This is a genomic window from Pseudoalteromonas sp. S554 (assembly GCF_005930865.1).
GTDB classification, from domain to species: domain Bacteria; phylum Pseudomonadota; class Gammaproteobacteria; order Enterobacterales; family Alteromonadaceae; genus Pseudoalteromonas; species Pseudoalteromonas marina.
The window spans coordinates 45,626-71,117 of sequence record NZ_PNDV01000064.1; the positions used below are offsets into that span (position 1 = coordinate 45,626).

The 25,492-nt window shown below is 39.4% G+C and carries 27 protein-coding genes and 1 pseudogene; 10 read left to right on the forward strand and 18 right to left on the reverse strand.

Annotated features, from left to right (window positions below; translation table 11 throughout):
• From CWB65_RS13970 to CWB65_RS13990, 5 genes are read right to left on the reverse strand one after another with little or no spacing between them, the layout of a single operon-like run.
• Complete coding sequence (locus tag CWB65_RS13970) at positions 1-1,965, reverse strand: response regulator (RefSeq protein WP_138740804.1); 1,965 nt, start codon at positions 1,963-1,965, stop codon at positions 1-3.
• A 10-nt stretch (positions 1,966-1,975) separates the two neighbouring features.
• On the reverse strand, positions 1,976-2,437 hold the full coding sequence (locus CWB65_RS13975) for a response regulator (RefSeq protein WP_008126515.1): 462 nt from the start codon (positions 2,435-2,437) through the stop codon (positions 1,976-1,978).
• The gene (locus tag CWB65_RS13980) at positions 2,438-3,922 is read right to left on the reverse strand and encodes a sensor histidine kinase (protein WP_096801178.1); all 1,485 of its coding nucleotides are present in this window, start codon (positions 3,920-3,922) and stop codon (positions 2,438-2,440) included. It abuts the gene before it with no gap.
• 34 nt (positions 3,923-3,956) lie between these two features.
• Positions 3,957-4,166: a hypothetical protein gene (locus tag CWB65_RS13985; protein ID WP_006793673.1), complete on the reverse strand. Its 210-nt coding sequence runs from the start codon at positions 4,164-4,166 to the stop codon at positions 3,957-3,959.
• A 13-nt stretch (positions 4,167-4,179) separates the two neighbouring features.
• Positions 4,180-5,523, reverse strand: coding sequence for a sigma-54-dependent transcriptional regulator (locus CWB65_RS13990; protein ID WP_006793674.1), 1,344 nt, complete (start codon positions 5,521-5,523; stop codon positions 4,180-4,182).
• 222 nt (positions 5,524-5,745) lie between these two features.
• Between CWB65_RS13990 and CWB65_RS13995 the strand changes: the two genes are divergently transcribed.
• From CWB65_RS13995 to CWB65_RS14010, 4 genes are all read left to right on the forward strand, one after another.
• Entirely contained in the window at positions 5,746-6,261 is a 516-nt protein-coding gene (locus tag CWB65_RS13995) for an NUDIX hydrolase (RefSeq protein WP_138740805.1), read from the forward strand.
• 215 nt (positions 6,262-6,476) lie between these two features.
• The gene (locus CWB65_RS14000; RefSeq protein WP_138740806.1) at positions 6,477-7,856 is read left to right on the forward strand and encodes an NAD-dependent succinate-semialdehyde dehydrogenase; all 1,380 of its coding nucleotides are present in this window, start codon (positions 6,477-6,479) and stop codon (positions 7,854-7,856) included.
• 278 nt (positions 7,857-8,134) lie between these two features.
• Positions 8,135-8,323, forward strand: a complete 189-nt coding sequence (locus tag CWB65_RS14005) for a hypothetical protein (protein ID WP_006793677.1) — start codon at positions 8,135-8,137, stop codon at positions 8,321-8,323.
• Positions 8,324-8,699: 376 nt separating this feature from the next.
• Complete coding sequence (locus CWB65_RS14010; RefSeq protein ID WP_039038423.1) at positions 8,700-9,017, forward strand: hypothetical protein; 318 nt, start codon at positions 8,700-8,702, stop codon at positions 9,015-9,017.
• A gap of 367 nt (positions 9,018-9,384) precedes the next feature.
• Here CWB65_RS14010 and CWB65_RS14015 read toward each other — a convergent pair whose 3' ends face one another.
• Positions 9,385-10,410, reverse strand: a complete 1,026-nt coding sequence (locus CWB65_RS14015; RefSeq protein ID WP_039038424.1) for an IS110 family RNA-guided transposase — start codon at positions 10,408-10,410, stop codon at positions 9,385-9,387.
• Between the two features lie 122 nt (positions 10,411-10,532).
• Between CWB65_RS14015 and CWB65_RS14020 the strand changes: the two genes are divergently transcribed.
• Positions 10,533-10,973: a hypothetical protein gene (locus CWB65_RS14020; protein WP_138740807.1), complete on the forward strand. Its 441-nt coding sequence runs from the start codon at positions 10,533-10,535 to the stop codon at positions 10,971-10,973.
• Positions 10,974-11,053: 80 nt separating this feature from the next.
• Positions 11,054-11,210 (forward strand): annotated as a pseudogene (locus CWB65_RS14025) (transposase); the annotation flags it as partial.
• Between the two features lie 27 nt (positions 11,211-11,237).
• Here the strand turns inward: CWB65_RS14025 and CWB65_RS14030 are convergent.
• The 3 genes from CWB65_RS14030 to CWB65_RS14040 all read right to left on the reverse strand — a co-directional run bounded on the left by CWB65_RS14030 (position 11,238) and on the right by CWB65_RS14040 (position 13,033).
• Positions 11,238-12,314 carry an endonuclease/exonuclease/phosphatase family protein gene (locus tag CWB65_RS14030; RefSeq protein ID WP_138740808.1) on the reverse strand — a complete coding sequence of 359 codons (1,077 nt, stop codon included), beginning with the start codon at positions 12,312-12,314 and terminating at the stop codon, positions 11,238-11,240.
• Positions 12,315-12,337: 23 nt separating this feature from the next.
• Complete coding sequence (locus tag CWB65_RS14035) at positions 12,338-12,703, reverse strand: hypothetical protein (RefSeq protein ID WP_138740809.1); 366 nt, start codon at positions 12,701-12,703, stop codon at positions 12,338-12,340.
• An 81-nt stretch (positions 12,704-12,784) separates the two neighbouring features.
• Positions 12,785-13,033 carry a TIGR03643 family protein gene (locus CWB65_RS14040; RefSeq protein WP_006793686.1) on the reverse strand — a complete coding sequence of 83 codons (249 nt, stop codon included), beginning with the start codon at positions 13,031-13,033 and terminating at the stop codon, positions 12,785-12,787.
• Between the two features lie 119 nt (positions 13,034-13,152).
• On the opposite strand from CWB65_RS14040, the gene CWB65_RS14045 reads away from it, so the two are divergent.
• Both CWB65_RS14045 and CWB65_RS14050 read left to right on the forward strand, forming a co-directional pair.
• Entirely contained in the window at positions 13,153-13,836 is a 684-nt protein-coding gene (locus CWB65_RS14045) for a transporter substrate-binding domain-containing protein (protein ID WP_138740810.1), read from the forward strand.
• Between the two features lie 98 nt (positions 13,837-13,934).
• Positions 13,935-15,995 carry a TonB-dependent receptor gene (locus CWB65_RS14050; RefSeq protein ID WP_138740811.1) on the forward strand — a complete coding sequence of 687 codons (2,061 nt, stop codon included), beginning with the start codon at positions 13,935-13,937 and terminating at the stop codon, positions 15,993-15,995.
• A 28-nt stretch (positions 15,996-16,023) separates the two neighbouring features.
• On the opposite strand, the gene CWB65_RS14055 is transcribed toward CWB65_RS14050, so the two are convergent.
• The 7 genes from CWB65_RS14055 to CWB65_RS14085 form a co-directional block, all read right to left on the reverse strand.
• Positions 16,024-16,245, reverse strand: coding sequence for a hypothetical protein (locus CWB65_RS14055; protein ID WP_039038431.1), 222 nt, complete (start codon positions 16,243-16,245; stop codon positions 16,024-16,026).
• Positions 16,246-16,311: 66 nt separating this feature from the next.
• Positions 16,312-16,605, reverse strand: a complete 294-nt coding sequence (locus CWB65_RS14060) for a Rid family detoxifying hydrolase (protein ID WP_235420638.1) — start codon at positions 16,603-16,605, stop codon at positions 16,312-16,314.
• Between the two features lie 164 nt (positions 16,606-16,769).
• Positions 16,770-17,177: a GFA family protein gene (locus CWB65_RS14065; protein WP_039038433.1), complete on the reverse strand. Its 408-nt coding sequence runs from the start codon at positions 17,175-17,177 to the stop codon at positions 16,770-16,772.
• Positions 17,178-17,285: 108 nt separating this feature from the next.
• On the reverse strand, positions 17,286-18,575 hold the full coding sequence (locus tag CWB65_RS14070; protein ID WP_039038434.1) for a M20 family metallopeptidase: 1,290 nt from the start codon (positions 18,573-18,575) through the stop codon (positions 17,286-17,288).
• Positions 18,576-18,594: 19 nt separating this feature from the next.
• On the reverse strand, positions 18,595-18,786 hold the full coding sequence (locus tag CWB65_RS14075) for a hypothetical protein (RefSeq protein ID WP_039038435.1): 192 nt from the start codon (positions 18,784-18,786) through the stop codon (positions 18,595-18,597).
• A gap of 43 nt (positions 18,787-18,829) precedes the next feature.
• Positions 18,830-20,569, reverse strand: a complete 1,740-nt coding sequence (locus tag CWB65_RS14080) for an alpha-amylase family glycosyl hydrolase (RefSeq protein ID WP_039038436.1) — start codon at positions 20,567-20,569, stop codon at positions 18,830-18,832.
• 20 nt (positions 20,570-20,589) lie between these two features.
• Positions 20,590-21,558 (reverse strand): aldo/keto reductase, encoded by a 969-nt coding sequence (locus CWB65_RS14085; protein WP_039038437.1) that lies wholly within the window; start codon positions 21,556-21,558, stop codon positions 20,590-20,592.
• Between the two features lie 119 nt (positions 21,559-21,677).
• On the opposite strand from CWB65_RS14085, the gene CWB65_RS14090 reads away from it, so the two are divergent.
• On the forward strand, positions 21,678-22,553 hold the full coding sequence (locus CWB65_RS14090) for a LysR family transcriptional regulator (protein WP_006793696.1): 876 nt from the start codon (positions 21,678-21,680) through the stop codon (positions 22,551-22,553).
• Between the two features lie 49 nt (positions 22,554-22,602).
• Here the strand turns inward: CWB65_RS14090 and CWB65_RS14095 are convergent, their stop codons facing one another.
• Positions 22,603-22,806 (reverse strand): LysR substrate-binding domain-containing protein, encoded by a 204-nt coding sequence (locus CWB65_RS14095; RefSeq protein ID WP_052242911.1) that lies wholly within the window; start codon positions 22,804-22,806, stop codon positions 22,603-22,605.
• Between the two features lie 293 nt (positions 22,807-23,099).
• The gene (locus tag CWB65_RS14100) at positions 23,100-24,092 is read right to left on the reverse strand and encodes a fatty acid desaturase (RefSeq protein ID WP_039038439.1); all 993 of its coding nucleotides are present in this window, start codon (positions 24,090-24,092) and stop codon (positions 23,100-23,102) included.
• A gap of 268 nt (positions 24,093-24,360) precedes the next feature.
• Between CWB65_RS14100 and CWB65_RS14105 the strand changes: the two genes are divergently transcribed.
• On the forward strand, positions 24,361-25,491 hold the full coding sequence (locus CWB65_RS14105; RefSeq protein WP_039038440.1) for an FIST signal transduction protein: 1,131 nt from the start codon (positions 24,361-24,363) through the stop codon (positions 25,489-25,491).
• The last annotated feature ends 1 nt before the right edge of the window (position 25,492 follow it).

Sequence of the window (25,492 nt, forward strand, 5' to 3'; positions counted from 1 at the left end):
TTAACTTATAAGTGTTTCTAATAAGCCTAAATTAATAGGCTTTAATAAAACACGATCAATATTTAAATCTTTTATCTCTGTAGGATCAGGTTCCGCACCACTTACAATAACTAATCGCAGCTCAGGGTATCGTTCATTAACCTGCTCACCTAAGTCAATTCCGCTACCATCTGGTAAATGCATATCTAACAATACTTTATCAAATTGCTGATCGTGGTTAAGTATTTGCAAACACTGCGCACAGCTTGACGCTATAACCGTCTCTACTCCTAAGCTTTCTAAAAGCAACTGGGTTATTTGTGCAGCATCGTCATCATCTTCTACCAATAAAAAGCGCTGCCTTTTTTCACTTAGCGCTTTGACTTGAATATCTTTTGCCTGAGGCGCATTTTCAGGCGAAACTAAGTAATCCTGAAGGCATTGATATAGTGCACTGCTGTCAACTGGTTTTGGTATTACGTCATTAAAACCAAGTGCTGCAAGCTCTTCATGTATGCCTTTCATTGTGGCAGCTGTAAGCGCAATTATTGGTCCTTTGTAGCCCATTTTTCTAAGCTCAATGGTTGCTTCTTTACCACCCATTATTGGCATATGAATATCAATAAAAATAATATCGTATGGCGCTTTATAGGCGTCGGCTATACGCACTTTTTCAAGTGCTTGCTGGCCATGCTCTGCGTAGTCTACTCGCGCACCGCAGCTACTGATCATATGCCCTACCAGCATTCGTAAATCGCGCAAATCATCAACAACCAGTACTCGCCCGTGTACTTTAGTGGGTGTTAATTTACTTTGTAACTGTGGGGCACTGCTAAAGTTGAGCACTTGTCGCTCAACATCACTTATGTCACCTGGGTATACCGAAATAGTAAAGGTCGACCCTTTGCCTATTTCTGAATGCAAACTTATATTGCCCTGCATACGAGACAATAGCTCGGCACATATTGCCAAGCCCAAACCTGCACCGCCAACTGAACGCGACTCTACATCGGCTATTTGTTCAAATGGTTTAAAAATAAGTTGCTGCTTTTCGGGTGCAATCCCCATGCCTGAATCTTTAATGCTAAAAAAGAGCATCTCTGTGCCGTCAACATGCTGCGTCCAAGCCTTAACAACTATCTCGCCTTTATCTGTAAACTTAACGGCGTTATTAATTAAATTTATTAGTATTTGACGAACACGCGTCGCATCAAGGCGGGCAACTAGCGGGAGCGCTTGGTCTGATTCAAACTTAAGTGCTAACCCTTTATCAAGCACCGATACACGCATTAACGTGTATACATCTGCAAGCATGCTATCGAGGTTTACTTCACTAGGTGTGAGCTCTAGTTTATCTGCGGCTATTTTCGATAAGTCTAATACGTCATTAAGGAGGCTAAGTAAGTGTTTACCATTTCGGTAAATCACCCCTAGCTCGTTTTCGGCTTGTTGACTAAAGTCGCTTTGCATTAACAATTCTGTGTAACCTAAAATTGATGAAAGCGGTGTACGTAACTCGTGGCTTAAATGTGCTAAAAAACGGTCTTTTGAGCGGTTTTCAGCTTCCGCTTTTAAGCGCTCTACGCGCTCCCCCTCTACATCTTTTCGGGCAAGGGCGTAACGAATTGCACGGGCAAAACGGCTTGAGCTCATTTCTCCTTTAATCAAGTAATCAACAGCTCCAGCGTCAAGTGCCGCAGAATCTAGTTCATCATCCGATTGCCCCGTAAGCATAATAATAGGCCCGCTAAAGCCATTAGCTATCGCTTCTTTTAAAACATCGAGCCCATTAGATGCCCCAAGGCGGTAATCAAGCAAACAAATGTCGTGCTCGTTTTTACTTAGCGTTTCTATTGCTTGCTCTGGAGAGCTTACCCATTGAACGTTAAACGTATGTGAGTCTAATTGCTCCAAATAGTCGCAGGTGAGTATGTAATCATCTTCATCGTCTTCTACAAGTAGCAACTGAGTCACTTTATCTAACATACTATCTCCATTAATCGTTAAACGTACTTGGCAACTCTACAAACTCAACCCAATATTTCCCAAGGGTTTTCATCAAATCAACTAAGCCATCAAAAGTAACAGGCTTGGTAATGTAAGAAGCTGCACCTAAGTTATACCCTTTAACCATATCTTCTTCTTGTTTCGATGTGGTTAAAATAACAACTGGAATCCCTTTTAAATTTGGGTTTGCTTTAATCGCCTCTAACGCCTCGCGGCCATCCATTCTTGGCATGTTCAAATCAAGTAAAATTAGCCCAGGACGCGGCGATACTTCTTTATCAGCAAACTTTCCTTTGCGCTCCAAATACTCAAGTAATTCAACACCATCTTCTACAAAGTGCAGCTCGTTAAGTACTCGGCTTTCAGCAAGTGCATCTTGCGTTAATAAACGATCATCTTCGTCGTCATCTGCCATTAAAATAGTAATTGGTTTAACTTTTGTGTAGGGCATTTAAGCCTCTCCTTGCAAAGTGAAAAGCGCAGCTTCCACTGGTAGTTTTATAATGAAGGTTGCACCTTCACCGTCTTTACTTTGAGCTGTAATAGTACCGCCATGGCGCTCTGCAATCCGTCTGCACACAGAAAGACCAATACCTGTCCCTTTATACTGTGAGCGACCATGCAAACGCTGAAACGGTACAAATATTTTATCAGCATAGTCTTGAGAGAACCCTATGCCATTATCCTTTATGGTAATTACTTGAAAGCTTAATTCCGCATTGTGATCTTCATTAAAAATAGCCTCATGTTCGTAACTAATTTTTATATGCGGACTCACATCTGGGCGTCTAAACTTAACTGCATTCGAGAGTAAGTTTAAAAAAAGTTGCTGCATTTGGCTTTTATCTGCTTGAATAACAGGTAACTCTGCCACTTCAATTTGTGCATCTGACTCTTTTATTGCAATCTCTAAGTCGCTAAGAATATCGTCAACTACTTCGTTTAAGTTAGTATCATCAAAGTCTTTACCACGCGTAGTAACACGCGAAAACTCTAACAAGTCGTTAATTAAGTTCGACATTCGCTGTGCGGCGTTTTTCATACGGCCAATATAATCTAAGCCTTTTTCGCCTAAATCATCTTTGAACATGGTTTCTAACCGGTCACTAAATGCTTGAATTTTACGAAGAGGTTCCTGCAAATCATGGCTTGCCACAAAAGCAAACTCTTCCAACTCCCGGTTACTTCTGCTTAACTCGTCTGAATACAAGGTTAGCTCTTGCGTGCGTTCAGATACTTTACTAGCCAATGTTTCGTTTTGTTTCTCAAGGTCAAATCGATATTGAGCGGCATTTCTGAGGTTTAAGCGTGTCATTACAAACATGCCTATAATCAGTATTGCACTAGTAATAGCGGTAATCGCAAACGTAATTTTGGCCTCGTTTTTGATTTGAGCAAGCTTTGAAAAATGGCTCACTTTAAACAGTAGTTCGCGGTCTTGAATATCATTAACGCGTTCACGAATTTGCTTGTAAAGCTCTCGGCCGTTGTGGGTATTTAAAATAGCTAAAGCACGGCGCTCTTTGTCATCAAGCGCTAAGTTAACTGTTTTTTTAAGCTCTTTAATTTTACTTTGTACTAAAACAAGCAGCTGGGCTATTCGTTCAGACTGACCATCAATTTCCGAATGCAGTGATTTAACATGGTCTGTTTGTGCTTCTAACTGGCCAATTGCATCGAAGTAAGGTGTAAGGTAATCATCTTCTTCCGTTAATAAATAGCCACGCTGCCCAGACTCGGCCTGTACAATAGATAAATGCAATTGCTCTATTGCGGAACTTAGCATGCTAGTGTTGTCTAAGCTTTTTTGTGTTTGGGTTAACCCTTGAATTGTATTTAATGCCAAAAATGCATTACCCACAATAATAGATAACACCACAACTATAAAAGCCGCCCACGTAACATTCGCTTTACCTTGTTGTTTTTGCATGCTTATTTAGTTTCCTGTTTGCGCATAAAACACGCTTTCATCATTGTGAATCAACAATTTTTTGTAAGCTTTCACTGCATTGTTGGCAATTGCTAATAATTTTATTTAGTGCCTCGAGTGCCTTTTCTTTTGGCATATCGTTTTCAAGTACTAACTTAATTAGTTCAGCATTCATTGAAATACGATTTAAAGGGGCTCTTGCGTCATGAACTAATTTATTAAGCGGCTCCGGTTGATTGTTCTGTGTCATGTTACCTCTCAACTTATTTATACTCGCCAATACCACCGTAAGCATTAAGGCGGTTATAAAGTGTTTTAGTGCTAATTCCTAGCATTTGTGCGGCAAGTGTTTTATTCCCTTGTACCTTGTCGAGCGTTGCATGAATGAGCTCTTTTTCAACTTCTTCTATGGTTTGTCCAGCCGACACTGCGTTATCAGCACTTTGATTATTTACACGTGAAAATGGCGACTCTAGATTATCTGGCAGTGTCACTTCGCCTGATTTAGGGTCACTCATGATAAAGGCACGGTGAATAGCATGGCGAATTTCACGCACATTGCCCGGCCACTCATAACTTTGCAGCTCTTTAAGCTGTGCAGCAGTCCAACTAAATGCGGTGCCATTCTCATCGTTTAGCTGATCTAAAAATGCTTTTGCTAACAATGGAATATCGTCTTTTCGATCTCTTAAAGGCGGAATATCAATAGGAAACACTGCGAGTCTAAAGTAAATATCTTCACGAATAACGTTGTTTTGAGCCAAGTCTTCTAACGTTCGGTTAGTTGCAGAGATTACTCGACAATTGGTTGGAATTTCTTTATTGCCCCCTACACGGGTTACTTTTTTAGTCTCAAGAACACGCAATAAATTAGGCTGCATATCAATTGGCATTTCGGTTACTTCATCTAGAAACAAAGTACCGTCGTTTGATTGCTCAAATACCCCTTCTTTACGCGCAATTGCACCTGTAAATGCGCCTTTTTCATGGCCAAATAATTCACTGCCAATCAGCTCTTTCGAAAGTGCACCACAGTTACTAGCCACTAATGGGCCTTCGCACTGGCTTGCATTGTGTATTGCCTGAGCCACAACTTCTTTACCTGCGCCACTTTCGCCCATTAACATGACATTGGCATTTGTTTTGGCTACTCGCTCAATCATATTGTACAGTTTGTGCATTGGCTCAGACTCGCCAATTAAGCTGCCAAAATGACGCGTAATACCACTGGTTTTTGCCTTTTTAACGGCTACTTTTTTAGGGCCATTTAAAACAAGCTCTAAATCTTCGCGTTGAAGGGGTTTTAGAAGGTGCCCAATATTAGGCTCACACATATCAGCCAATATTCCCTTCACTGAAGGGTGGCCCGATATGAGTGTAATTTTTGGAGACTGGCCAATTATTTTTAAATGGTCAAGCAAATGAAGTCCGCTTCCATCAGGTAACATGAAATCAAGTAACACATGATCAAAGGTATTATTTTCAAACCATTGGTGTGCTTCTTTTAAACTGGTTGCGGTGCTTATATTGTGGCCGAGGAATTCGACTATGTGGCAAACAACGTCACTAAATTCAACGTCATCATCTACTAAAAGTATGTTTAACATGATAAATCCCTGTTCTTTTTTTTTATTCTACGCATCCTAAGAACTAATTTAAAGGTACGTATTGAGCTAATCTTTTAAAATAACTTAAATGATTTATTGTCCTATTATATCAACCCTCTATTTACGTAAGCTGAAAGCATAACGATCACAATAAAAACAATTTTTATTTGCAAGTAACACTTATACAGCTGATATACTCGTATGTTAATAAAAGGAGATGAAATGCAGCAATTAAAAACCTTAATCCACTCTGGTATTAATATAAATCAAGGCACTCATTTCACACGCATTACCGCTCGTGCCATTGTAATAAAAAACAATAAAATATTAGTTATGTACACAAATCGTTATGAAGATTATAGCCTACCAGGCGGTGGCGTAGATGAGGGCGAAAGCATTGAACAAGGCTTAATTCGCGAGTTGAGCGAAGAAACCGGCGCTAAAAATATTACTGTGGTTAAAGATTTTGGTCTCTACGAAGAATACCGCCCTTGGTATAAAAACGACTTTGATATTATTCATATTAAATCGTATTGCTACGTGTGTAATATTGCCGATGAATTTGGCAAAGCAAAATTAGAGCACTACGAACAGCAAAATGGCATGACCGCAAAGTGGGTTGATATAAACGATGCAATTGCACATAACGAACGCACATTAGCCACTAGTGAAAAACAAGGCCTTTCTATTTTACGAGAAACCTACCTGCTCAAACAAATTGCACAAACACTATTTTAAAGCCAAGTACAATTTATTAATCAGTTTGTAAATTTTGCACTGACTAGTACTTTTTACTTCATCTAATTTACAAAATTATAAATTCGAAAAGTAAAATAAGACTTTAAAAATAAAATAACCAATAATAATCAACAAGTTAAAGAAAGTTCATTTCTGCGATTATATTGGCCTTTGATTTGCATCTATCTGCTTACATAAATTGTAAGGAGATAGGAATGAGCAATACAGTTAAAACGATTAATCCGGCAACTGAGCAAACCATCGATACCTACACGCTACTTTCTCAGCATGAGGCAGAGCAAGTAATCGAAAAATCTCACGAAACATATTTAAAGTGGCGTTTAACGTCATTTAGCGAACGCGCAAAACCTTTAAATGCCCTCGCAACACTTTTTGAAGAACAAAAAGAAGCCATTGCGAAATTAATGACCGAAGAAATGGGTAAAGTGTATGAGCAAGGCTTTCAAGAAGTTGAACTATGTGCCGGAATTTGTCGTTATACAGCTGAAAACGGCCCACAAGTTTTAGCGGACGAAGAACGAGAGATGGACGGTGGCCGCGCCATTATTAGTTACCAACCTACGGGCGTTTTATTAGGCATTCAACCTTGGAACTTCCCGCTTTATCAAGTTATTCGCTACAGCGTAGCTAACATTATGGCCGGTAACACGACCGTGCTTAAGCACGCAGGTAACGTTTTTGGCATGGCTGAAGAAATCGAAGCCCTATTTAAACAAGCCGGTTTCCCGGAGCATTGCTTTAGCAATTTACTTATTGATGGTAAAACAGCAAGCAGCCTAATTGCCCACAAAGCAATTAGCGGTGTAACCTTTACAGGCAGTGATGGTACGGGTAAAAAAGTAGCCGAAGAAGCCGGTAAACACGTTAAAAAAACAGTACTGGAGCTTGGCAGTAACGATGCTTACTTAGTACTGGATGATGCCGATTTAGAACTTGCCGTTAAAACCTGTGTAACAGGACGTATGATCAATAACGGTGAAACCTGTGTATCAGCAAAACGTTTTGTTGTAGTTGAGTCACTTTACGATGACTTTAAAGCACAAATTAAAGAACAATTTGAAGCCCTTAAAATGGGTGACCCCATGGCCGATGACACAGACCTTGGCCCAATGGCACGTGAAGATTTACGCGACGGTATTCATGACCAAGTCATGCAATCGGTTAAAGCAGGCGCAAATATTGTAACGGGTGGTGAAATTCCATCGCAAACGGGTTACTACTACCCGCCTACAATTCTCGACAACTTATCGCCAGGTATGCCTGCATACGACGACGAATTATTTGGCCCCGTTGCTTCGCTAATTAAAGCAAAAGACAACGACGATGCCATGCGTATCGCCAACGACTCTCGCTATGGTTTAGGCGGTGGTATTTTTTCAAAAGATGAGAAAAAAGCCATTGAACTGGCTAAAAAGCACTTTGACACCGGTATGATCAACATTAACGGTTACGGCCTTGCACAGCCTAACCTGCCTTTTGGTGGTGTTAAAGAAAGTGGCTACGGCCGAGAGCATGGTGGCTTTGGTATGCGCGAATTTGTGAATATTAAGAGCATTATGATTGCCAACGCATAATACAATGCAACATACCTGTTATTGAATAAAATAGCAGCAATAAATATTAAGCCTAAAAGCGAACTGCCGCTTTTAGGCTTTTTTATGCTTAACAAATAAAAGCTCGCTAAGCGCTAATAATCAAAAATAGTTTAGCAAACATACACTGTTACAAATTTAGGATTTTAAGCCAGCTTAATGGCTGCTAACTTATTTACTACTTATTCAATATTTCATAAAAAGCTGAATGCCTTAATAGCAAAAGTCTCAATTAAGTACAGCAGCATAAAGGATTAAACATGAATAAAACGATAAAAAAATTAGTCGTTATTGCAGCGGTAGCATTATCAGCAGGTGCTTTAGCACAAACCTACAATGCATATAACCACAAAAAAATGGCTGCAATTGAATGCGGTGGTGAACAAAACATAAAAAGCGTTACAAGTAAAAAGTTTGAATGCATTGAGCAAGCTAGAAAAACACTATAAATGCGACAAAATCAGAGCTTAAAAATCAGATAAAAACCCAAGGGTTGACCAAAAAGGCAACGATGAATTCACAATGCAAAGCAACCTTGACCTAGGTGAGCGCTAGTTTGGGAATAATAAGAGGAGACTTTCCTTTTTTCTACATGCTTAAATAACCTACATTAAGCATAATATTTATAGCTGGCAATAAGTTACACTATTTGCTAATAATAGAAACTCATAAAATAAGGACCTTTTTACGCAAATATGGGAAAAGTGCCCTTTGATTAAATTGTTAGGAGTACTGATGAGGCTGCATATTTTTCTACTATCGTTTCTAATGTCAGCTACGGTATTTGCAGTTGATAAAAGTAAATATGCACCAGAGTAATTGTTCGTGATCGGTACTGAGTTATTTAAAGAAGAAAGAAAGGAATTTAATCCTAATTTGGGACTTGAGTTTCTATTAGAATCAGCGAAGTTTAAATACGAATTAGCTCCTTTTGGTTTATGTGTTTCGTTATCAACTGAAAAACCAATACTAGACTTACAAGAAGCTTATGCTTGGTGTTATGTCGCCGAAAAGATAGGAAATAAATACTCAAATATGGCTTCTCAAAGAAGCGATGAAATTTTGGGTAAAATCCTTATAGATAGTGGTGTTTCAGCAGTCGATAAAGCTAAAGCACTTGCTGTTTCTAGATATCAGGAGTAAGTACTCCTAACAAAGCATTAAAGCAGGAAAATTTACAGTTGGCTGTTTTCACTGCGTTCAACATTTTAGCCAACTATAAATTTCCTCTTAATGAGGCTACATGGACTCCCCTTTGTCAAGCAATAGCATCTCTGACAACAAGAAGATCTGACAGCAGCTCTACATTCGGCGTTTATTAGCTTTGTTACGCTATCGCTCTGGTGATTTGCGCTTGAGCAATGCCTCATTCATTAAACAGAGTATTAATTAATAATCTCTTCCCGATTAAACAGGCTTTTTTGCTCTCGGTCTGACCGTGTTATCGTCAATTGCTAATGCACAGACTCGGTGGGGTTAACCTTTTGGTTTACCTTACTACTTTAAAAAATCATTTCACATAGTCAGCCTGATACTCTTTTTCTGAGTGTAATAGAGCCCATATTAGACGGACATTTTTAGCGGCCAGCGCAACAGTGGCACGTTTGAACCCTCGTCGTTCAATAAGGTCTTTTATCCACATACTCGTACGGTCGGTTTTGTTTTTACAGTTAGCAATAACAGCTCTTGCGCCATGAATAAGTGAAGTGCGGATATGTTTTTCACCGCGTTTGCTAATTCGCCCTAGGTGCGCTTTTCCGCCTGTTGAATATTGCCGCGGAACTAAACCAATCCATGCAGCAAATGATCTGCTGCTATTAAAATGCTTAGCGTGATTAACGGTCGCTACAACAGCTGTTGCTGTAATTTCACCAATACCAGAAATACTCATTAAACGTTTGGCATCTTTCATTTGTTTGGCTAACGCATAAAGTTTTCTATCGTATTTGAGTATTTCTTCATTCAGGGTTTTAATATTGAGCCATAAGTCATTAAGTAACTCTCTGGCAAGAAATGGAAGATTATTCTGGGCATCTTCCAGTATTTCAGAAATCGCTTTTTGTGCTGGGTAGCGACCTTTAGGCATGATAATGCCAAACTCAGCAAGCAATCCCCGTAATCGATTAATACGTGCAGTTCTGTCTTTTATAGCGCCTTGCCTAATGCGATGTAAACATAAAACGGCTTGTTGCTCTTCACTTTTGATACTGACAAAGCGTGTTTTAGGTCTGGTAGCGGCCTCACAAATAGCCTCTGCATCATTCGCGTCATTCTTTTCATTTTGACGATAGGGGATAACAAACTTAGATGCCATAATACGAACATCGTGACCAAGTTTGGTAAACTCTCTCGCCCAGTAATGCGCGCCAGAGCAAGCTTCCATGCCAATTATACACGGTGGTAATTTAGCTATTTCAGCTAATAGGTTGTTTCGTTTAACAGTTTTGCGAAATTTGCACTTGTCATGCTCATCAATAGCGTGAATACTAAACACTAACTTGGCTAAATCAATGCCAACAGCTTTAATTACAGACATATGGACTCGTCATATTTGAAGCTTATAATCAACTTCACTATGGCACATTGGTAAAAATGTGCTGAGTGGGGAGTCCATATCATTCGTTATGAGTTAGTCAGATTTCAATGGAGATTTTAAGTTTGAACGGAACTATTAATTTTTACTCTTTGCTAGCAATAATTTTTGCCTTTAATATTCTTGCAGGGTGCAAGTCTACAGATACAAAATCTAAAGATTGGAATATCGAAATGGGCGATTGTCAGTCTAGGATACATCCTACCAAAACCAATCCAACTGCTGACTATAAAGCTTGTTCTTTTAACTTTAATAAAGTCAAAGATGAAGTTAACACATGTATGCTTGATCAAGGTTGGTCTGAAATGCATGTAATATCATGTAATAAAACGAATAAGTTTTATTCGAGTGAACAGATTAATGGTTGTCTAAATTCTTCAAATGAAAACAATAAAATAAACCATGAAAAAATGAACTATTGTCTGGCTAAATTTGAAGAATACGAAGTAGACTCAGAGAAAACTAAAGCTACAATTAAGGAAATTCTGGATGAGCGTACGAATTAGCTCATAACAAGCTGTTAAACAAGGACAATGCTCCTCACCCGATTTAGTGGACACCTCCTCATCACTTTGAGGAGGCTAAAATGCCCAGATATACCCAATCTAGAAAGACATGTTTACCCCGTTAATTTCAAAATCAAAGCAGTCGAGCTAAGCTTACGAGACGATGTCATGTCAAAAGACGTTGCCGAGGCGCTAGATATTCATACGTTAATGCTTAGTCGTTGGCGCTTCGCTTATCCGACCTACACAAGCTAATAACAATTACTATTTTTCAAATCTGGGGACTTTTCGCTTATCGGCTTTGCTCATGGTAAGTTCTGCAACTTCCTCTTGCTTTAACTCGTCGGGTTTGTCCTCTAATGACTGCTGACTAGCATTTTCATAAGAAAGCTCGGTAAGCAGCGCAAAGTGGTCTGAGCCATATTTAGCTAAGCGCTCAATACGCTTAACCTTAAAACCCTGGCTATGAAATAGGTGGTCGAGCGGCCAACGCATAAAAAAGTAACCCGCGTGGAATGTGTTATAAAAGCCGCGACCTTTACGGGGATCTAAAAAGCCACTTATTTGCATAAATAATCGCGTACTGCGCGACCATGCTACATCGTTTAAATCACCCGCTACGATTGTTGGACGAGTTGGGTTTTTAACTGCTTTGGCAACCATTATTAGTTCTGAGTCGCGTGGGCGCGATGAATCTTCTTCAGTTGGGCTTGGTGGTGCTGGATGAATAAAGTGCCCTTGCATTTCAAGGCCTTCGTCGTTTTCAAATAAAATATGAATTGAAGGAATATCATCTTCAATGAGTTCACATATTTGCGCATCGAGTAATTTAAATTTGCTGTATAAATGCATGCCATAGCGATTGTCTTTAGGGCATTCAATATAATGAGGGTAGTTTTTTTTAAGCACCGATAGCTTTTCTTCCCACCAGCTATCGCTTTCAAGTGTAATAAGTAAGTCAGGTTTATGCTGATTCACCAACGCTATTAGTTGCTCACTATTGTGGTTTGACATTAGCACATTAGCCGACATTATTCTTATGCTGTGCTCGCTGTTTTTGCTCGCGCTTTGTACTTCTTTTTTTGCAAGCCAAGTATAAGGAAAGATCCACTTACCTTGTAAAACCATAACAATTACAGATGCGAGCGTAATATAAATATAGTGCGTATCACTATTTAGCCATAACAAAAATAGTGAACTAGCAAATATAAAACCAGCAATATAAAACACTTGTAAGCGAACAAAATCGCAGCTTCTAACCAAGTAGTGCTGGCTGTATGACATAGGTAGTAAAGTTACCAGTAAAAAAAAGCCAGTAGTTACAGCCAACAATGTAAGCATTACTTAAATCCCTTTAAATTAATTTAGCGACTCAAAATTGATAAGATTTCTCGTGTATCGTGTACTAAGTGGATAATTTTACGGTCGATTTCGATACTTACAGTACCATTATTTCTCGAACTTTCAACAACCCTACCACGTTTGTATATATCAACCTCTAAAATATCACCAGTATGGTAACGCTTATTTTTACCTGGCGGAGTCCACCCTGCACGAAGTAGCTGCTTTTTCTCTTTTTTAGAAAGAGAGTTATGATCATGATGCTTGTGCTTTTTATGGCCAACCTTTTTACCTTGGTGCTGGCCATGATTGTTTTTGTTTGGGTTAGCTTGTGCCCCAACAGATGACAGCGCAAGTGTGATGAGTGTGATATAAATAGCTGCTTTCATAAGTATCTCCAGTGCTAAAAGTCATCTAAGACTAACAAGCTAGGATGAACATCAAATGAAATAGCGCTTAAATTTACGGTGTTAACGGTGTTTGTACTGAGTTTTACAATGACTGCGCATAATAGCGGGATCGCGTAACTTTAAGTGCTTAGTTTTACGCCCTGCGTGGCGCTTACGCCACACTTTAAAGCTCCCTTTAGAGATGTGCTCTCGCATAAAAACGACGAGCTGAGGGTATTTTAATCCATATAGTTGTTCAATAGCCTCGAAGGGCGTTCTATCTTCCCACGCCATTTCAATAATGCGTGATTGCTGCTCTGCGTTAAACATGGTGTGTTCCAAAAATTAAATTTATACGCGACTTAAAAGCGCGTAGATCATCAATTTCATCACTCACTTTAAAATTAAAAAATAGCTTATATACTTAAAAGAAAATGGATTTGATAGTCATGCGTTTTATTTTATTAATCTTCGCTTTAGTGGCGTCATCGTTAGCACTTGCCGAGTCAGGTAAAACATTACGCTGCGTTACAACTCACTACCCGCCTTATACTATTTTCGACGAGCAAAAAAACACATTTACCGGTTCAGACATTGAACTGATAAATTACTTAAATCAAAGTTTAGGCTTAAACATTAAAGTAATACACTTACCATGGGCACGCGTAAAAAAAGAAATGACCCTTAACTATTACGACTGTTATTTTTCTTTAGCAACAAATACCCTACGTGAAAAGCATTTAGAGTTTACTCAGCACCCTACACATGTGACCAAATTTGGATTATTTGCTTTAGATAAAAGCACCCTAAATAACAAAGACTTTTCTAGCACTAGAATAGCTATGCTCCGAGGCGTTGCCTTACCTAATGAAATAGCTGATAAATACAATATATTGCCTAAAAATATAATGCATACACTTTCAACGTCAGATTCTTTCAAGTTATTAGAAAAAAAGCGTGTTGATTTTATAATCACTAATTATCAAGCTGGGCTTTGGTTTGCAAAAAACAGTGTCGGCATTCACGCTCGTCAGTTCCATGAATCCAGCTTACCTGTTTATATTGCATTTAAGCCGGGTGTAGTCGATATAAATTTAATTGATAAGCAAATAAAGCAATATTACGAACAATAATTTACGGTTATACATGCACTTTAACGCAACAAGTTTAAAAGCCTATAAAAACCACATATCATTTAACCAAGCTATTTCCCCAAACGTTTTAGGTATGTATGAAATATTATTGTTTGCCGCTCATTTTGCCGTTTAGCCAAGCTGTTGTTGCTGATCAGAAAAGTACAGACTCAATTGAAGTTATTACCACCACAGCATCAAGGGTCGAAGCGCTTTCTACACCCCTTCCATTGTCTATTTCTACCTTAACCGAGGCGCAACTTAAGAGCATTGCACCCACTCACATTGAAGAAGCCCTGCAACGCGTTGCTGGTGCTAATGTACAACGCGGCAATGGCCAAGAATATTTACCTGCGCTTCGCTCGCCAGTTTTGTCTGGGGCTGGCGCATGTGGTGGTGTGCTAACTTTAGAAGATGGAATAGCGCTTCGCGCTGCGGGTTTTTGTAATATTAACGAGCTATTTGAATCGCATAGTGAAATGGCCCAACGCATTGAGGTGTTAAAAGGGCCGGGTTCAGCTTTATATGGCTCAAATGCTGTGCATGGTGTTATTAATGTAATAACACCCGACACAACTCAAGGCGGCGGTTTATTGGGTGTAGATTATGGCTCATATGGCTATGCACGCGTTAAATTACGTGCAGGGCAAGACTATGGAAACAGCGGAATTGGCATAAACGCCAGCATTACTGACGATACAGGGTACCGTGATGATGAAAGTGTTAAGCAACAAAAAGTCAATATACGCCATCGTCTAGAGCGCGATAATCTATTGCTCACATCGGGTATAACTTATACACATTTAGATCAGCAAACAGCTGGTTTTATTACTGGGTTTGAAAGCTATAAAAATGAAGATATAGCACAGCAAAACTTCGATCCTGATGCATTTAGAAAGGCAACATCTTTGCGAGCGTGGAGCAATGCAACATGGCAATTAGCCAATAACGATGTACTTTCTACCACTGTGTATATGCGCGATCAAAGTATGGACTTTTTTAAGCACTTTTTACCAGGTACACCGCTTGAAAAAAACAGTCAAACAGGTATTGGGGTTCAATCGCTTTATAAGCACAGTATAAATAACAATGTAACTCTGAACTTAGGCTTAGATGGCGAGTACACCCAAGCCGACTTTTTACAAAGCCAAAACGAGGCAACGCAAGGCTCGGCATTTTTAGTGGCTACCGTGCCACAGGGTAAACATTACGATTACAACGTCAATGCCACACTTTATGCACCATTTGCATCCGTGAATTGGCAATTAAATAAATGGCTATTAACAGCCGGGGTTCGTTACGAGCACATGCAGTACGACTACACAAATAATATGCTTGCGGGCAGAACAAAAGAAGATGGTAGCGAGTGCGGGTTTGGTGGGTGCCGATACAGTCGTCCTGCTAGCACTAAAAATAGCTTTAGTAATGCCTCACCTAAACTTGGAATAAGTTACCAATACAACAGTAATAACACGTTTTACGCTAACTTTTCTCGCGGTTACCGAGCGCCACAAGCTGCTGAGTTATATCAATTACAACGCGAGCAGACCACCGCTAATTTAAACCCAGAAATAGCTAACAACGCTGAGTTTGGTATAAAAGGATTATACAGTGCATTTAATTACGGCTTATCTGTGTATGCTATGAGTAAACACAATACTATTTACCGTGATAGCGACTTTTTCACTGTAAATGATGGCAGCTCTCGCCATCGAGGTGTGGAACTTGAACTTAATTATCAATTACCCAATAACGTGTCGGTTAACTTTGCAGGTACACATGCTAAACATAGTTACACTAACAACCAAGTTATTAACGGCCTAAACATAAATGGCAACGACATAGATACCGCACCACGCAACATTGCTAATATTGATATTACGTGGCAAGCACGTAACAACACCCAATTTGCACTTCAATGGCATCATGTTGGCCATTACTACACAGACCCTGAGAACTTAAATGAATACGAAGGCCATTCGGTTCTTAGCTTACGCGCCCAGTGGCAAGCAACAAAAAATCTTGAAGTTATGGCTCGTATTATAAATGTGACCAATAAAGCGTATGCAGAGCGAGCTGATTACACCAGTTTTACAGGCGATAGATATTTTCCGGGTAAACCACGCAATGCAATGATTTCAGCATCTTACTCTTGGTAAGCAACTATAAATAGAATGTGGGTTAATGTTAGTTAACCCATTGCTGCAACCACGAAAAAAAACCTTTTGATGACTTAATTTGCGGGTGCTTTTGAGCGTAACGGGAATTAGCAAGCTCCCGTTGCTCTCTGCGTTCTTGTGCTAAGTTAGCCTTTGCTGCAAAGCGTATACGTTGCTCTTGGGTAAGCTCGTCATTGAAATGAATGGCTGACTTTTTTACTGCTCGACTACTTTTTGGTGAACTGCACATGGTTGTATCCCAATAATGTTACTAATTATATGACACGTAATTAGCGACAAAACTTTCAACCTATTCCTAAATTGCGCCAATACATTCAACTTCTACCAAAGAATCAAGCGCTAACGCTTTTACTGCAAATGCACTACGCGCTGGATACGGCGCACTAAAATATTGCGTATAAATAGCGTTAAACGCTTTAAAGTCGTTAATATTGGTAAGCATAACGGTGCACTTTACAATATTGCTCATGCTGTAGTTATGCTGCTCTAAAGTGCGTTTAATATTTTCAAGTGTTTGTTTAGCTTCACCTTCAAAACCACCCGCTGCTAACTTACCGGTTTCAGGATTAATCCCTATTTGTCCCGACATATAAAGCGTATTGCCTGCTCTTACTATTTGCGAAAATGGTAAGTTTGAAGCCACTTTAGTGGTATTTAAAAATCAACATTGCTTGAACTAGCATGGGCACTCATGCATATTAATGCACTTATGTATAACGTGATTAAAGAAGTCGGTTTCATAGTAACTTAACCTTATGGTGTGGTGTCATAAGCAGGAATTTTATGTAAATCGGCCAACCACGTAAGTGCTGACTTTGACCAAATTTGTGCTGAAGGCTTAAATTGCTCTCGCTGATCAACAGCACCTAAACGCAACCCATATATACGATCGATAGGTGACTCATTAGTTGCATAAAGTGATGTACCACAATTGGCACAAAAACCTTGCGCTCGCTTATTGCCACTTTGCGCTGTTTTTACATACTCTTTCGGTTGTCCTTTTGTAAAATCAACCGAATTAGGATCTGCAATTACAACGGCTCTAAATGGTCCACTCGACATCCGTTGGCAATCACTACAATGACATACTATTACGTTGTTATTTTGTGTGGTGGCCTCATAAGTTATATCGCCACAAAAACAGCTTCCTGTGATTTTCATATAATAATCCTCTAACATAGGCCTATAGAGCCTTCATACATCTTTACGTACTACGCTTAAAATACATTGAGTTAGCTTATGACTTTTACTAACTCAATTGTTAGCAGCCTACTTTTTACTATCTAAGTAATCTACAGCGAGCTGGCTTAATGCCTTAGTCCCTACTTTAAACGATGATTCGTCAGCATAAAAATAAGGTGAATGATTACTTGGTACCGTTTTTAAATCTTGGCTTCTTGGCGTACCACCTAAAAATACAAAGACACTTGGGATTTCTAATGCATAAAACGAAAAGTCTTCTGCACCTGTAATCTTATTCATTTCCACTAGGTTATTTTTACCCGCCGCTTTTGCGAGGGTTGGCAGCATTTGCGCAGTAAGCTCAGGGTTATTCACCGTTACTGGGTAGCCTTCATGAATATGCACATCGGCAGTTGCTCCCGACGACTTAGCAATATGTGTAGCCGTTGTTTTTATTTTTTCAAAAATCTGTGCTCTATTATTCATATCAAAATTGCGAATTGTACCTACCATTTCAACTTTTTCAGGAATTATATTATTGCGCACTCCACCTGCTATTTTGCCAAACGACACAATTGCGGGCTCTTTGGTTATATTTACTTGGCGGCTCACAATATGATTAACACCCGTTACAATTTGTGCAGCCGCTGCAATAGGGTCAACCCCAGTCCACGGTGCTGAACCATGTGCTTGACGACCATTAACAGTAATTTCAAACCTATCAGAACTGGCCATAGCAGGGCCGCTTCTGTAACCAATTTTGCCGCTGTGTAAGCTCGATGTTATGTGAAGACCAAATGCCACGTCGGGTTTATATTTGGTAAATATCCCCTCTTTGAGCATCAATTCTGCACCGCCTTCCTCGCCAATAGGTGCGCCCTCTTCTGCTGGCTGAAACACAAACATAATATTACCGTGCAGCTCGCTTTTCATATCGGCCAATACTTGTGCTGCGCCCATCAACATGGCTACATGCGTGTCGTGCCCACAGGCATGCATTACACCCACATCTACACCGCGGAAATTTGTGGTTTTGGTTGATTTAAATGGCACATCTGTTTTTTCTGTTACCGGTAGTGCATCCATATCGGCGCGTAGCATTACCGTAGGACCAGGCTTTGCGCCTTTTAAAATACCCACAACACCGGTGTAAGCAATATCGGTTTGTACTTGCATACCTAACGACTTTAAGTGTTTAGCCACAATGCCTGCGGTACGTGTTTCGCGATTACCAAGCTCAGGGTTTTGGTGAAAGTCACGTCGCCATTCAATTACCTGCTGCTCTACATTTTTAACGTGTTGATCAAGGTTTGCCTGCGCGTTAAACGTACCAAGTGCAGCAAAACCTAATGCCACTGAAAGTAGTGATTTTTTCATCCTGTTTTCCTTTATTATTTTAATGAAGCCCAACAACCGATTTAGTATTATAGAAAAGTGCTGTTGAGTTATAGCCTACACCATTTTTAAATACAGTTTCCATATTACGGATAGCCGACACATTTTCTGCAATATTGTCATTTATAATTACTAACCCAGCTTGTTTACCTACTTCAATACTGCCTACTCTATTTCGCTTATTTAAATACAAAAGCCAGCTTAGCAGCTGGCTTTTACTTAACCTAAACCCTTAATTATTTAGCAATATACACGCTATAACTAAGCCCTTTTAAAGTGACCGTTAACTTGCCATTTTGTTGCTCAAGTTGCTCGGCAGCTACAAGGGGGGACAAGTGTTTATAGGGGCTATTAAACTCTATTGTTTGTGGCGTTTTTTCGCTATTAAACACAATAATATATGCCTGATCTGCGCCTTTTACTGTGCGTGAAAACGCAAACATGCCAGTGTTTTCAGCAAAAAATAAGTCGTTGTATTCACCGCGGCGAAGCCCTTCGTGATTTTTTCGTAACTTACTTAATTGAGCAATAGCTTTAAATAATGGGTGCTGCTGATTAAAGTTATCATCAGCCGTTGTTTGGGTAATGCCTATAAGGTTATTGTCGTTATAGCTTGCAACCTTTGATGCAAACATATCTTCGCGTGCATCAATATCGTGGCCATCGCCTGTAAAACCTTGTTCATCGCCATAGTAAATAACTGGTATACCGCGCGATAAAAACATAAACGCATGCGCTAATTGGCTGCGCTTTAATTTAAGCTCGTCACCTTCGTGATCAAATGTTTGGTTTATAAATAAGCCAGGTCTGCCCATGTCGTGGTTACCTAAAAAGGTCATAAGTAAATCGGCTTGGCTGTCTTCATCTTTGTATAGTGAGTCTTGTGCAAACAGCTCGCTAATGGCGCTTGGGTTCTCTCCTTTAAAAAACACATCGGCCGCTATTTTTTGAAATGCAAAATCAAGCACCGATGGAATTTTACCTTCTGTAGTAAATACACTTAGGTTTTTAGGATTTGGGTCGTAAACCTCACCAAACACATGAAAATTTGGAATGCCTTGCGCCTTAGCGTAATCAATAATAGCGGGTGTAAATGTTTGCCAAAACTCGAGATTTACATGGCGTACGGTATCGATTCTGAAGCCGTCGGGCTTAAACTCTTTTATTAAATTTTGATAAATATCGACCATGCCGCTCACCACCTGCGGATGCTCTGTTTTTAAATCGTCTAGGCCGTTAAAATCACCATTAAGTGAGCTTTCGCCACTAAAGGTGCTGTCGCCTTGATTATGATAATAATCGACATTATTTAGCCACTGTGGGTACTTAACATTTTTTAAGTGCTCTGGAATAAATGGGTTATATGGCTTAGGGTTATTTAGCGCTTTATATTCACAATGCGTTAAACCCGTTTTAAATTGACCGTCTGGCATGTGGCATTCATCGTAACGAATAATATCAGCAGTGTGGTTAGTAATTATGTCAAAAAATACTTTAATGCCTTTTTTATGAGCCGCATCAATTAGTTTTTTTAAAGAAGCATTACCACCAAAGTGCGGGTCAATTTCGCTAAAATCGACAATCCAATAACCATGGTGCGCAACACCCCCGAATTGAATCGCTTGATTGCGTAATAATGGCGTCATCCAAATGGCTGTAACCCCTAGTGCTTCTAGGTAGTCTAGCTTTTGTTCAATACCTGTTATATCTCCACCATGAAAACCACTGGTGGTTGTTAAATTTAACCCACCAGCCGAAATAGCATGCTCTTTGCTACCATTATCGTTTTGCGGATCGCCATTATAAAAACGATCTGGTAATACAAAATAAAATATATCGTCGCGTACATCGCGCTGTAAATAATTATTAGCACTTGCCGTGTTTGCGTTATCGGCCGGTGGTGGCTGATTACTTTTACAAGCCGTTAATACCACGACTGTGCTTAGTAAAAATGTTGTTAGTGTGTTTTTTATCATTTTAGTGCTCCTTTACTAAACTATGGCAGCTCGCAACCTTTTACACTTTCGTAAAGTGCATACCAATGAGCGGCCGTTAACTGTATTTTGCTTACTTGTGCACACGCTTTAATACGCGCTGTGTTAGTAGTCCCTATAACAGGTTGTATGTTTGAAGGATGCCTATTTAACCATGCCAGTACAATGGCTTCTGCACTTGTGCCGTACTGCGCAGCTAAGCTTTGTACTAATTGGTAGGTGTTTTTGATATGGGTTTCAGCGCTGGTTATATCAGCACCTGAAAACAACCCTTGGCTTAAACTTCCCCACGCCTGCAGCTGTATATTTTTGTGCTGGCAAAACTCTATTAAGCCTGGCGTAAAGTTAATATTTGCGCCTTGCGCGTTACCAGCATATATCCCCTCTTCAACCCAGTCATTTTTTAATAAGCTCATTTCTACTTGATTCAAAATAAGTGGCTCTGAAAGGGCTTGTTGAATGGCTTTTATTTGATGTTGCTGCATATTAGACACCCCTAAAAAACGTACCTTGCCTTGGCTTTTTAGTTTTTTATAAGTGCTAGCAATTTCCTGTGGGCACATGAGTGGGTCAGGTCTGTGCAAAATAAGTACGTCTAAGTAATCGGTTTTTAGCTGCGCTAAACTATTATTTACACTGTGTTCTATCCACTGCCCTGAAAGGTCATAACGCTTAGGGCCATGTTCATCTTCAAAGCGAATACCGCATTTAGATTGAATAATTAACTTATCACGGTCGGTACGCGTTTTTAAAACTTCACCAAATACCTGCTCTGCTTTACCAAAAGTATAAATATCGGCATGGTCAAAGTAGTTAATGTTATTTTCAAGCGCAGCCTCTACCACTGTGTGTGCTTGGTGTATGTCGGCTTTGGTTATTGGGTTGTTATTCCAGCCGCCACCCAGGCCCATACAGCCATAAATAAGTTCGCTAGCATTGGGTATAAATTGAGAAATCGGTTTATTGGTCATGAGTAATCGGTATTAAAAAAGAGTGACTTGTAGTTTACCGATTAAATTATTCAACTAAATACTAAAAATAAAACTCATTACTTGTTATAACAAACAATAAAAACACAGTGCTCATTTAAATGCTTAGAGAACATAAAAAATTTGAACGGTTATTTTTATTTAACGAAGTAGCCAAACACTTAAGCTTTTCAAAGGCAGCTTTAGCGCTTGGGATATCCCGGGGGTATTTGTCTGAGCAAATAAAAGCGCTCGAAAAAGAATACCAAAGAGCCCTACTCATTCGTACAACCCGCAGTGTAAAGCTCACCCAGCAGGGAGAGCATGTGCTTAGCTGTATGGGAAATATTAAAAGTACATTATTAGAGCTAGAACGCACATTAGCCCATGAACACGAGGCTATTGCTGGCAATATTAGAATTACCGCGCCGAGCCAATTTACCAATAGATACCTGCTCACTATTTGCGAACAATTTAATCAAGAGTACCCTGATGTTAAGTTTAATATAGACTGCAGCTACACCCCTCACGACTTGATACAAAGCAATTACGATATTGCATTTAGATCAACCCTTAATCCACCACAAAACATGATTGCCAAAAAGCTATTTAGTTATAAGCAGGTGTGCTGCGCAGCCCCAAGCTATATCGCTAAAAATGGTGAGCCAGGCAGTGTTGAAGATTTATTAAAGCATAGCTGTTTAACCAGCACGCAATTTAGCCTTTGGCACTTTTCCGATAGGGCCATTGAGCTTGAGGGAAAACTAAGTATTAATGATAACCACATGCTTAAAAACCTCGCACTGCAAGGTCAGGGAATTATATACACCCCCGAGTATTTAGTAGATTTAGAAATTAACGCACACACTTTAAAACCGGTATTAACGCAGTTACAGTATCCGCAATCTGATGTGTATTTAATTCACCCTCAGCTAATTAACGAATCTGCACGTATTAGCCGTTTTATTAAATTCACCACCAACTGGTTTAGAAACTAGCTTACCAATTACTTTTATATTGAGATAAATGGTTTACTAAATAATCTACTCAAGCTTTAACAGTTGGGCTTAACAAACGTTGAGACGGATAAAGTAAATTAATAGGTTGTGGGCTTGGCGCGTATTCATTCAATACCTTTACCAGCTGTCCGCTTTTGAGTGCTGAGTTAACGTAAGGTAATTGCGCTATACCCCGGACTGCTGGAGCAAACTCCTTTAAACTTTGTAAGTCTTTAACCTCTATAATCTCCAAGAATTTTAAAGTCGTATTTTACCTTCAGGATTAACTCCAGCACCGCGTGTTAGCTTTAACTGTGTTTAGAGGACAATTAAATTTTTTAAATGTACCCATCTTAATAAAGGTTAGAGTCATAAAGCTATTTGAATTGATAAAAGGGAGGGTTAAACAAGCTCACTAATTTGGTACCAGAAAGGCTAGTTTTTTTACCATTGTGGGAGTAATTCCAGTTTGTTACATGAACGATTAAACCGCTCATGTAGCAATGTTTGCTTATTTTTTAATGCGCCAATTAAACTTAACTTTAGCTAAGCTTTATAAGCGTTTGCATTTTTAATGCTGTTAAAATCGTTAAACCGTACATTATGCTGGCGCATTACGTCGAGTATTTTTTTGCTTAACATTTGGCGTAAATAAAAAGGTTGGTTTGGTACAAAGTGATGAATAGTGTGCGTTTTACCAAAATTGAAGCAAAAAAGGTGAAACGGCATAAATAACCGGCTTGTAATTACGTGTGTTTGCTCAAGCATATTATTTACGCCACCGTAATAGTGCATGCTTGATGTGACAAAATTAAGCGAGCTTGAACGCACTATATTAGGCACAATTAACACAATCATCATAAATTCAAACACATTTAAAACCTCTAACGCTCGTGCCGGAGTGCTTGCTTCAATGGGTACAAAAAAGTTAACTGTGTGAAATATAATTACGCTATACAAAATAATGAAGTATGTAGTTGTTACTGGAAAGCCCGCATTAAATACGCTTAAAAAACTAAATCCTTTAATTTCTTTACTAAAACGTTTGGTATTAATAACTAAACCGAGTAAACCGTCCACAATAACAAGCGCACGCATAAATGGATTTTTAATGCCATTGCCCACTAAGCGCTCTTCGAGATCTTGCTTTGTACCTGATGTTTTATGATGATGTAAATGCATTTTGCGGCGATACCATGGGCTAATGGTGTTTGGCCTCATCAACCACACCGTCAACATCATAAAATTATGGATTAAAGGCTGGTTACTAAAATACTGTTTATGAATGAGATCATGCTCAAGTTCGTGAGAAATCGAAGCCGCCATAGCTGCCAAAATAATACAAGCCCATGCAGGTATAATGGCAAGGTAATACAAAACCCCAACACCAATTAAAGCACTCAACGAGAGCAATAATATAACAAGCCCAATGGTATTTTGATGAGCAAGCAAAGGGTATTTTTGGCGTAGAACTGCCTCTTCTGCTTTTATAGCTTTAACAATTGCTTGAATATTTTGTTTGGCACTTAGCTGAGTCATATGAACGTTCTTAAAACCGTGTTGTAAACATGATACTTAATTATATTGTACGCTAAAACATTAAAGTTGGATTTCATTGTATTTAAGCAAAAAATCAATTTTTAAATGTTAAGCCTAATTTCCTATCTAAAAGGGTTAAATACTTAATATATAAAGTGGTAAGCACTTCAAAAGAGCGTTAATTAAACGTAACAAATGTGGATTTACCTGCATTTACCCTATAATCTATATTATTAATAACATAGCTGTGCGGGAAAGCCTTTAAATTATGAACACTTTTCAATCTATTTATAAAGAAGGCAAATGGCAAACGTCGCTACCTAAAAAATCTGATGCTGCATTAGTATTTGCTTTTGGTGACAGACATGCCATGGCAACATCACACATGTTGTCTCAATTAAAATCATCTTTCCCTGAGGCTGAAATTGTAGGGTGCTCTACCAGCGGAGAAATTCAAGGTAGTGAAATACACGACGAAAGCATAGCGCTGACCGCCGTCCACTTTGAGAAAAGTCATGTTGTTGCCAAGTCAGATAACATTAGTAACTATGCCGACTCAAGCTCTTTGGGCGCTGCACTTGTAAATCAATTAGATCATAATGGCTTACGCTATGTGTTTGTTGTTTCTGATGGGCAGCTTATAAATGGTAGCGAGCTCATTGAGGGTATTACTGGCGCATTACCTAAAAACGTACTTGTGACCGGTGGCTTAGCGGGTGATCAGGCCCGCTTTAAAGAAACCATAGTATGGCACAATGATAACGTTACTAAAGGCTTAGTCGTTGTTGTTGGGTTTTATGGCGAAAAGTTAAATATTAGCCATGGCACCATGGGCGGGTGGAAACCATTTGGCCCTATACGCGAAATTACCAAATCAACTAAAAATACCCTTTACGAAGTAGATCACAGTCCGTCACTGGAGTTGTACAAAACGATGCTGGGTGAATACGCTGACGGGCTGCCAAGTTCTGCTTTATTATTCCCGCTATCTATGCAAGAAGTTGGTGAAGAACAATCCGTAGTCAGAACCATTTTAAGTATTGATGAAGATAAAAAAAGCATGACCTTTGCAGGTAATCTCCCAGAGGGTGCTAAATGCCAACTAATGCGCGCAAACTACGAAAATCTGATTGATGGAGCACAACAGGCAGGTGAAGCAGCCCTACAAATGATGGGCAGCAACCAGCCAAGTCTTGCGCTTTTGGTGAGTTGTGTTGGCCGACGAATGATACTCGACCAATTAATTGAAGAAGAACTTGAAACAATTGCAGACTTACTTCCCGAAAACTGTACTAGAACCGGGTTTTACTCTTACGGCGAGTTATCGCCTCATGTTCCTTTTGGCCCGTGTCATTTACATAATCAAACCATGACACTTACCTTGCTAACTGAAGACTAAG

Coding starts and splice junctions, on each gene's coding strand:
- CWB65_RS14045 (WP_138740810.1), top strand. CDS start 13,153: ATGCGTTTTATTTTATTAATCTTCGCTTTAGTGGCGTCATCGTTAGCA.
- CWB65_RS13975 (WP_008126515.1), bottom strand. CDS start 2,437: ATGCCCTACACAAAAGTTAAACCAATTACTATTTTAATGGCAGATGAC.
- CWB65_RS14055 (WP_039038431.1), bottom strand. CDS start 16,245: ATGTGCAGTTCACCAAAAAGTAGTCGAGCAGTAAAAAAGTCAGCCATT.
- CWB65_RS14015 (WP_039038424.1), bottom strand. CDS start 10,410: ATGTCTGTAATTAAAGCTGTTGGCATTGATTTAGCCAAGTTAGTGTTT.
- CWB65_RS14085 (WP_039038437.1), bottom strand. CDS start 21,558: ATGACCAATAAACCGATTTCTCAATTTATACCCAATGCTAGCGAACTT.
- CWB65_RS13970 (WP_138740804.1), bottom strand. CDS start 1,965: ATGTTAGATAAAGTGACTCAGTTGCTACTTGTAGAAGACGATGAAGAT.
- CWB65_RS14090 (WP_006793696.1), top strand. CDS start 21,678: ATGCTTAGAGAACATAAAAAATTTGAACGGTTATTTTTATTTAACGAA.
- CWB65_RS14065 (WP_039038433.1), bottom strand. CDS start 17,177: ATGAAAATCACAGGAAGCTGTTTTTGTGGCGATATAACTTATGAGGCC.
- CWB65_RS14005 (WP_006793677.1), top strand. CDS start 8,135: ATGAATAAAACGATAAAAAAATTAGTCGTTATTGCAGCGGTAGCATTA.
- CWB65_RS14035 (WP_138740809.1), bottom strand. CDS start 12,703: ATGAAAGCAGCTATTTATATCACACTCATCACACTTGCGCTGTCATCT.
- CWB65_RS14080 (WP_039038436.1), bottom strand. CDS start 20,569: ATGATAAAAAACACACTAACAACATTTTTACTAAGCACAGTCGTGGTA.
- CWB65_RS14030 (WP_138740808.1), bottom strand. CDS start 12,314: ATGCTTACATTGTTGGCTGTAACTACTGGCTTTTTTTTACTGGTAACT.
- CWB65_RS14070 (WP_039038434.1), bottom strand. CDS start 18,575: ATGAAAAAATCACTACTTTCAGTGGCATTAGGTTTTGCTGCACTTGGT.
- CWB65_RS13990 (WP_006793674.1), bottom strand. CDS start 5,523: ATGTTAAACATACTTTTAGTAGATGATGACGTTGAATTTAGTGACGTT.
- CWB65_RS14100 (WP_039038439.1), bottom strand. CDS start 24,092: ATGACTCAGCTAAGTGCCAAACAAAATATTCAAGCAATTGTTAAAGCT.
- CWB65_RS14050 (WP_138740811.1), top strand. CDS start 13,935: ATGAAATATTATTGTTTGCCGCTCATTTTGCCGTTTAGCCAAGCTGTT.
- CWB65_RS13985 (WP_006793673.1), bottom strand. CDS start 4,166: ATGACACAGAACAATCAACCGGAGCCGCTTAATAAATTAGTTCATGAC.
- CWB65_RS14060 (WP_235420638.1), bottom strand. CDS start 16,605: ATGTCGGGACAAATAGGGATTAATCCTGAAACCGGTAAGTTAGCAGCG.
- CWB65_RS14000 (WP_138740806.1), top strand. CDS start 6,477: ATGAGCAATACAGTTAAAACGATTAATCCGGCAACTGAGCAAACCATC.
- CWB65_RS13995 (WP_138740805.1), top strand. CDS start 5,746: ATGCAGCAATTAAAAACCTTAATCCACTCTGGTATTAATATAAATCAA.
- CWB65_RS14105 (WP_039038440.1), top strand. CDS start 24,361: ATGAACACTTTTCAATCTATTTATAAAGAAGGCAAATGGCAAACGTCG.
- CWB65_RS14040 (WP_006793686.1), bottom strand. CDS start 13,033: ATGTTTAACGCAGAGCAGCAATCACGCATTATTGAAATGGCGTGGGAA.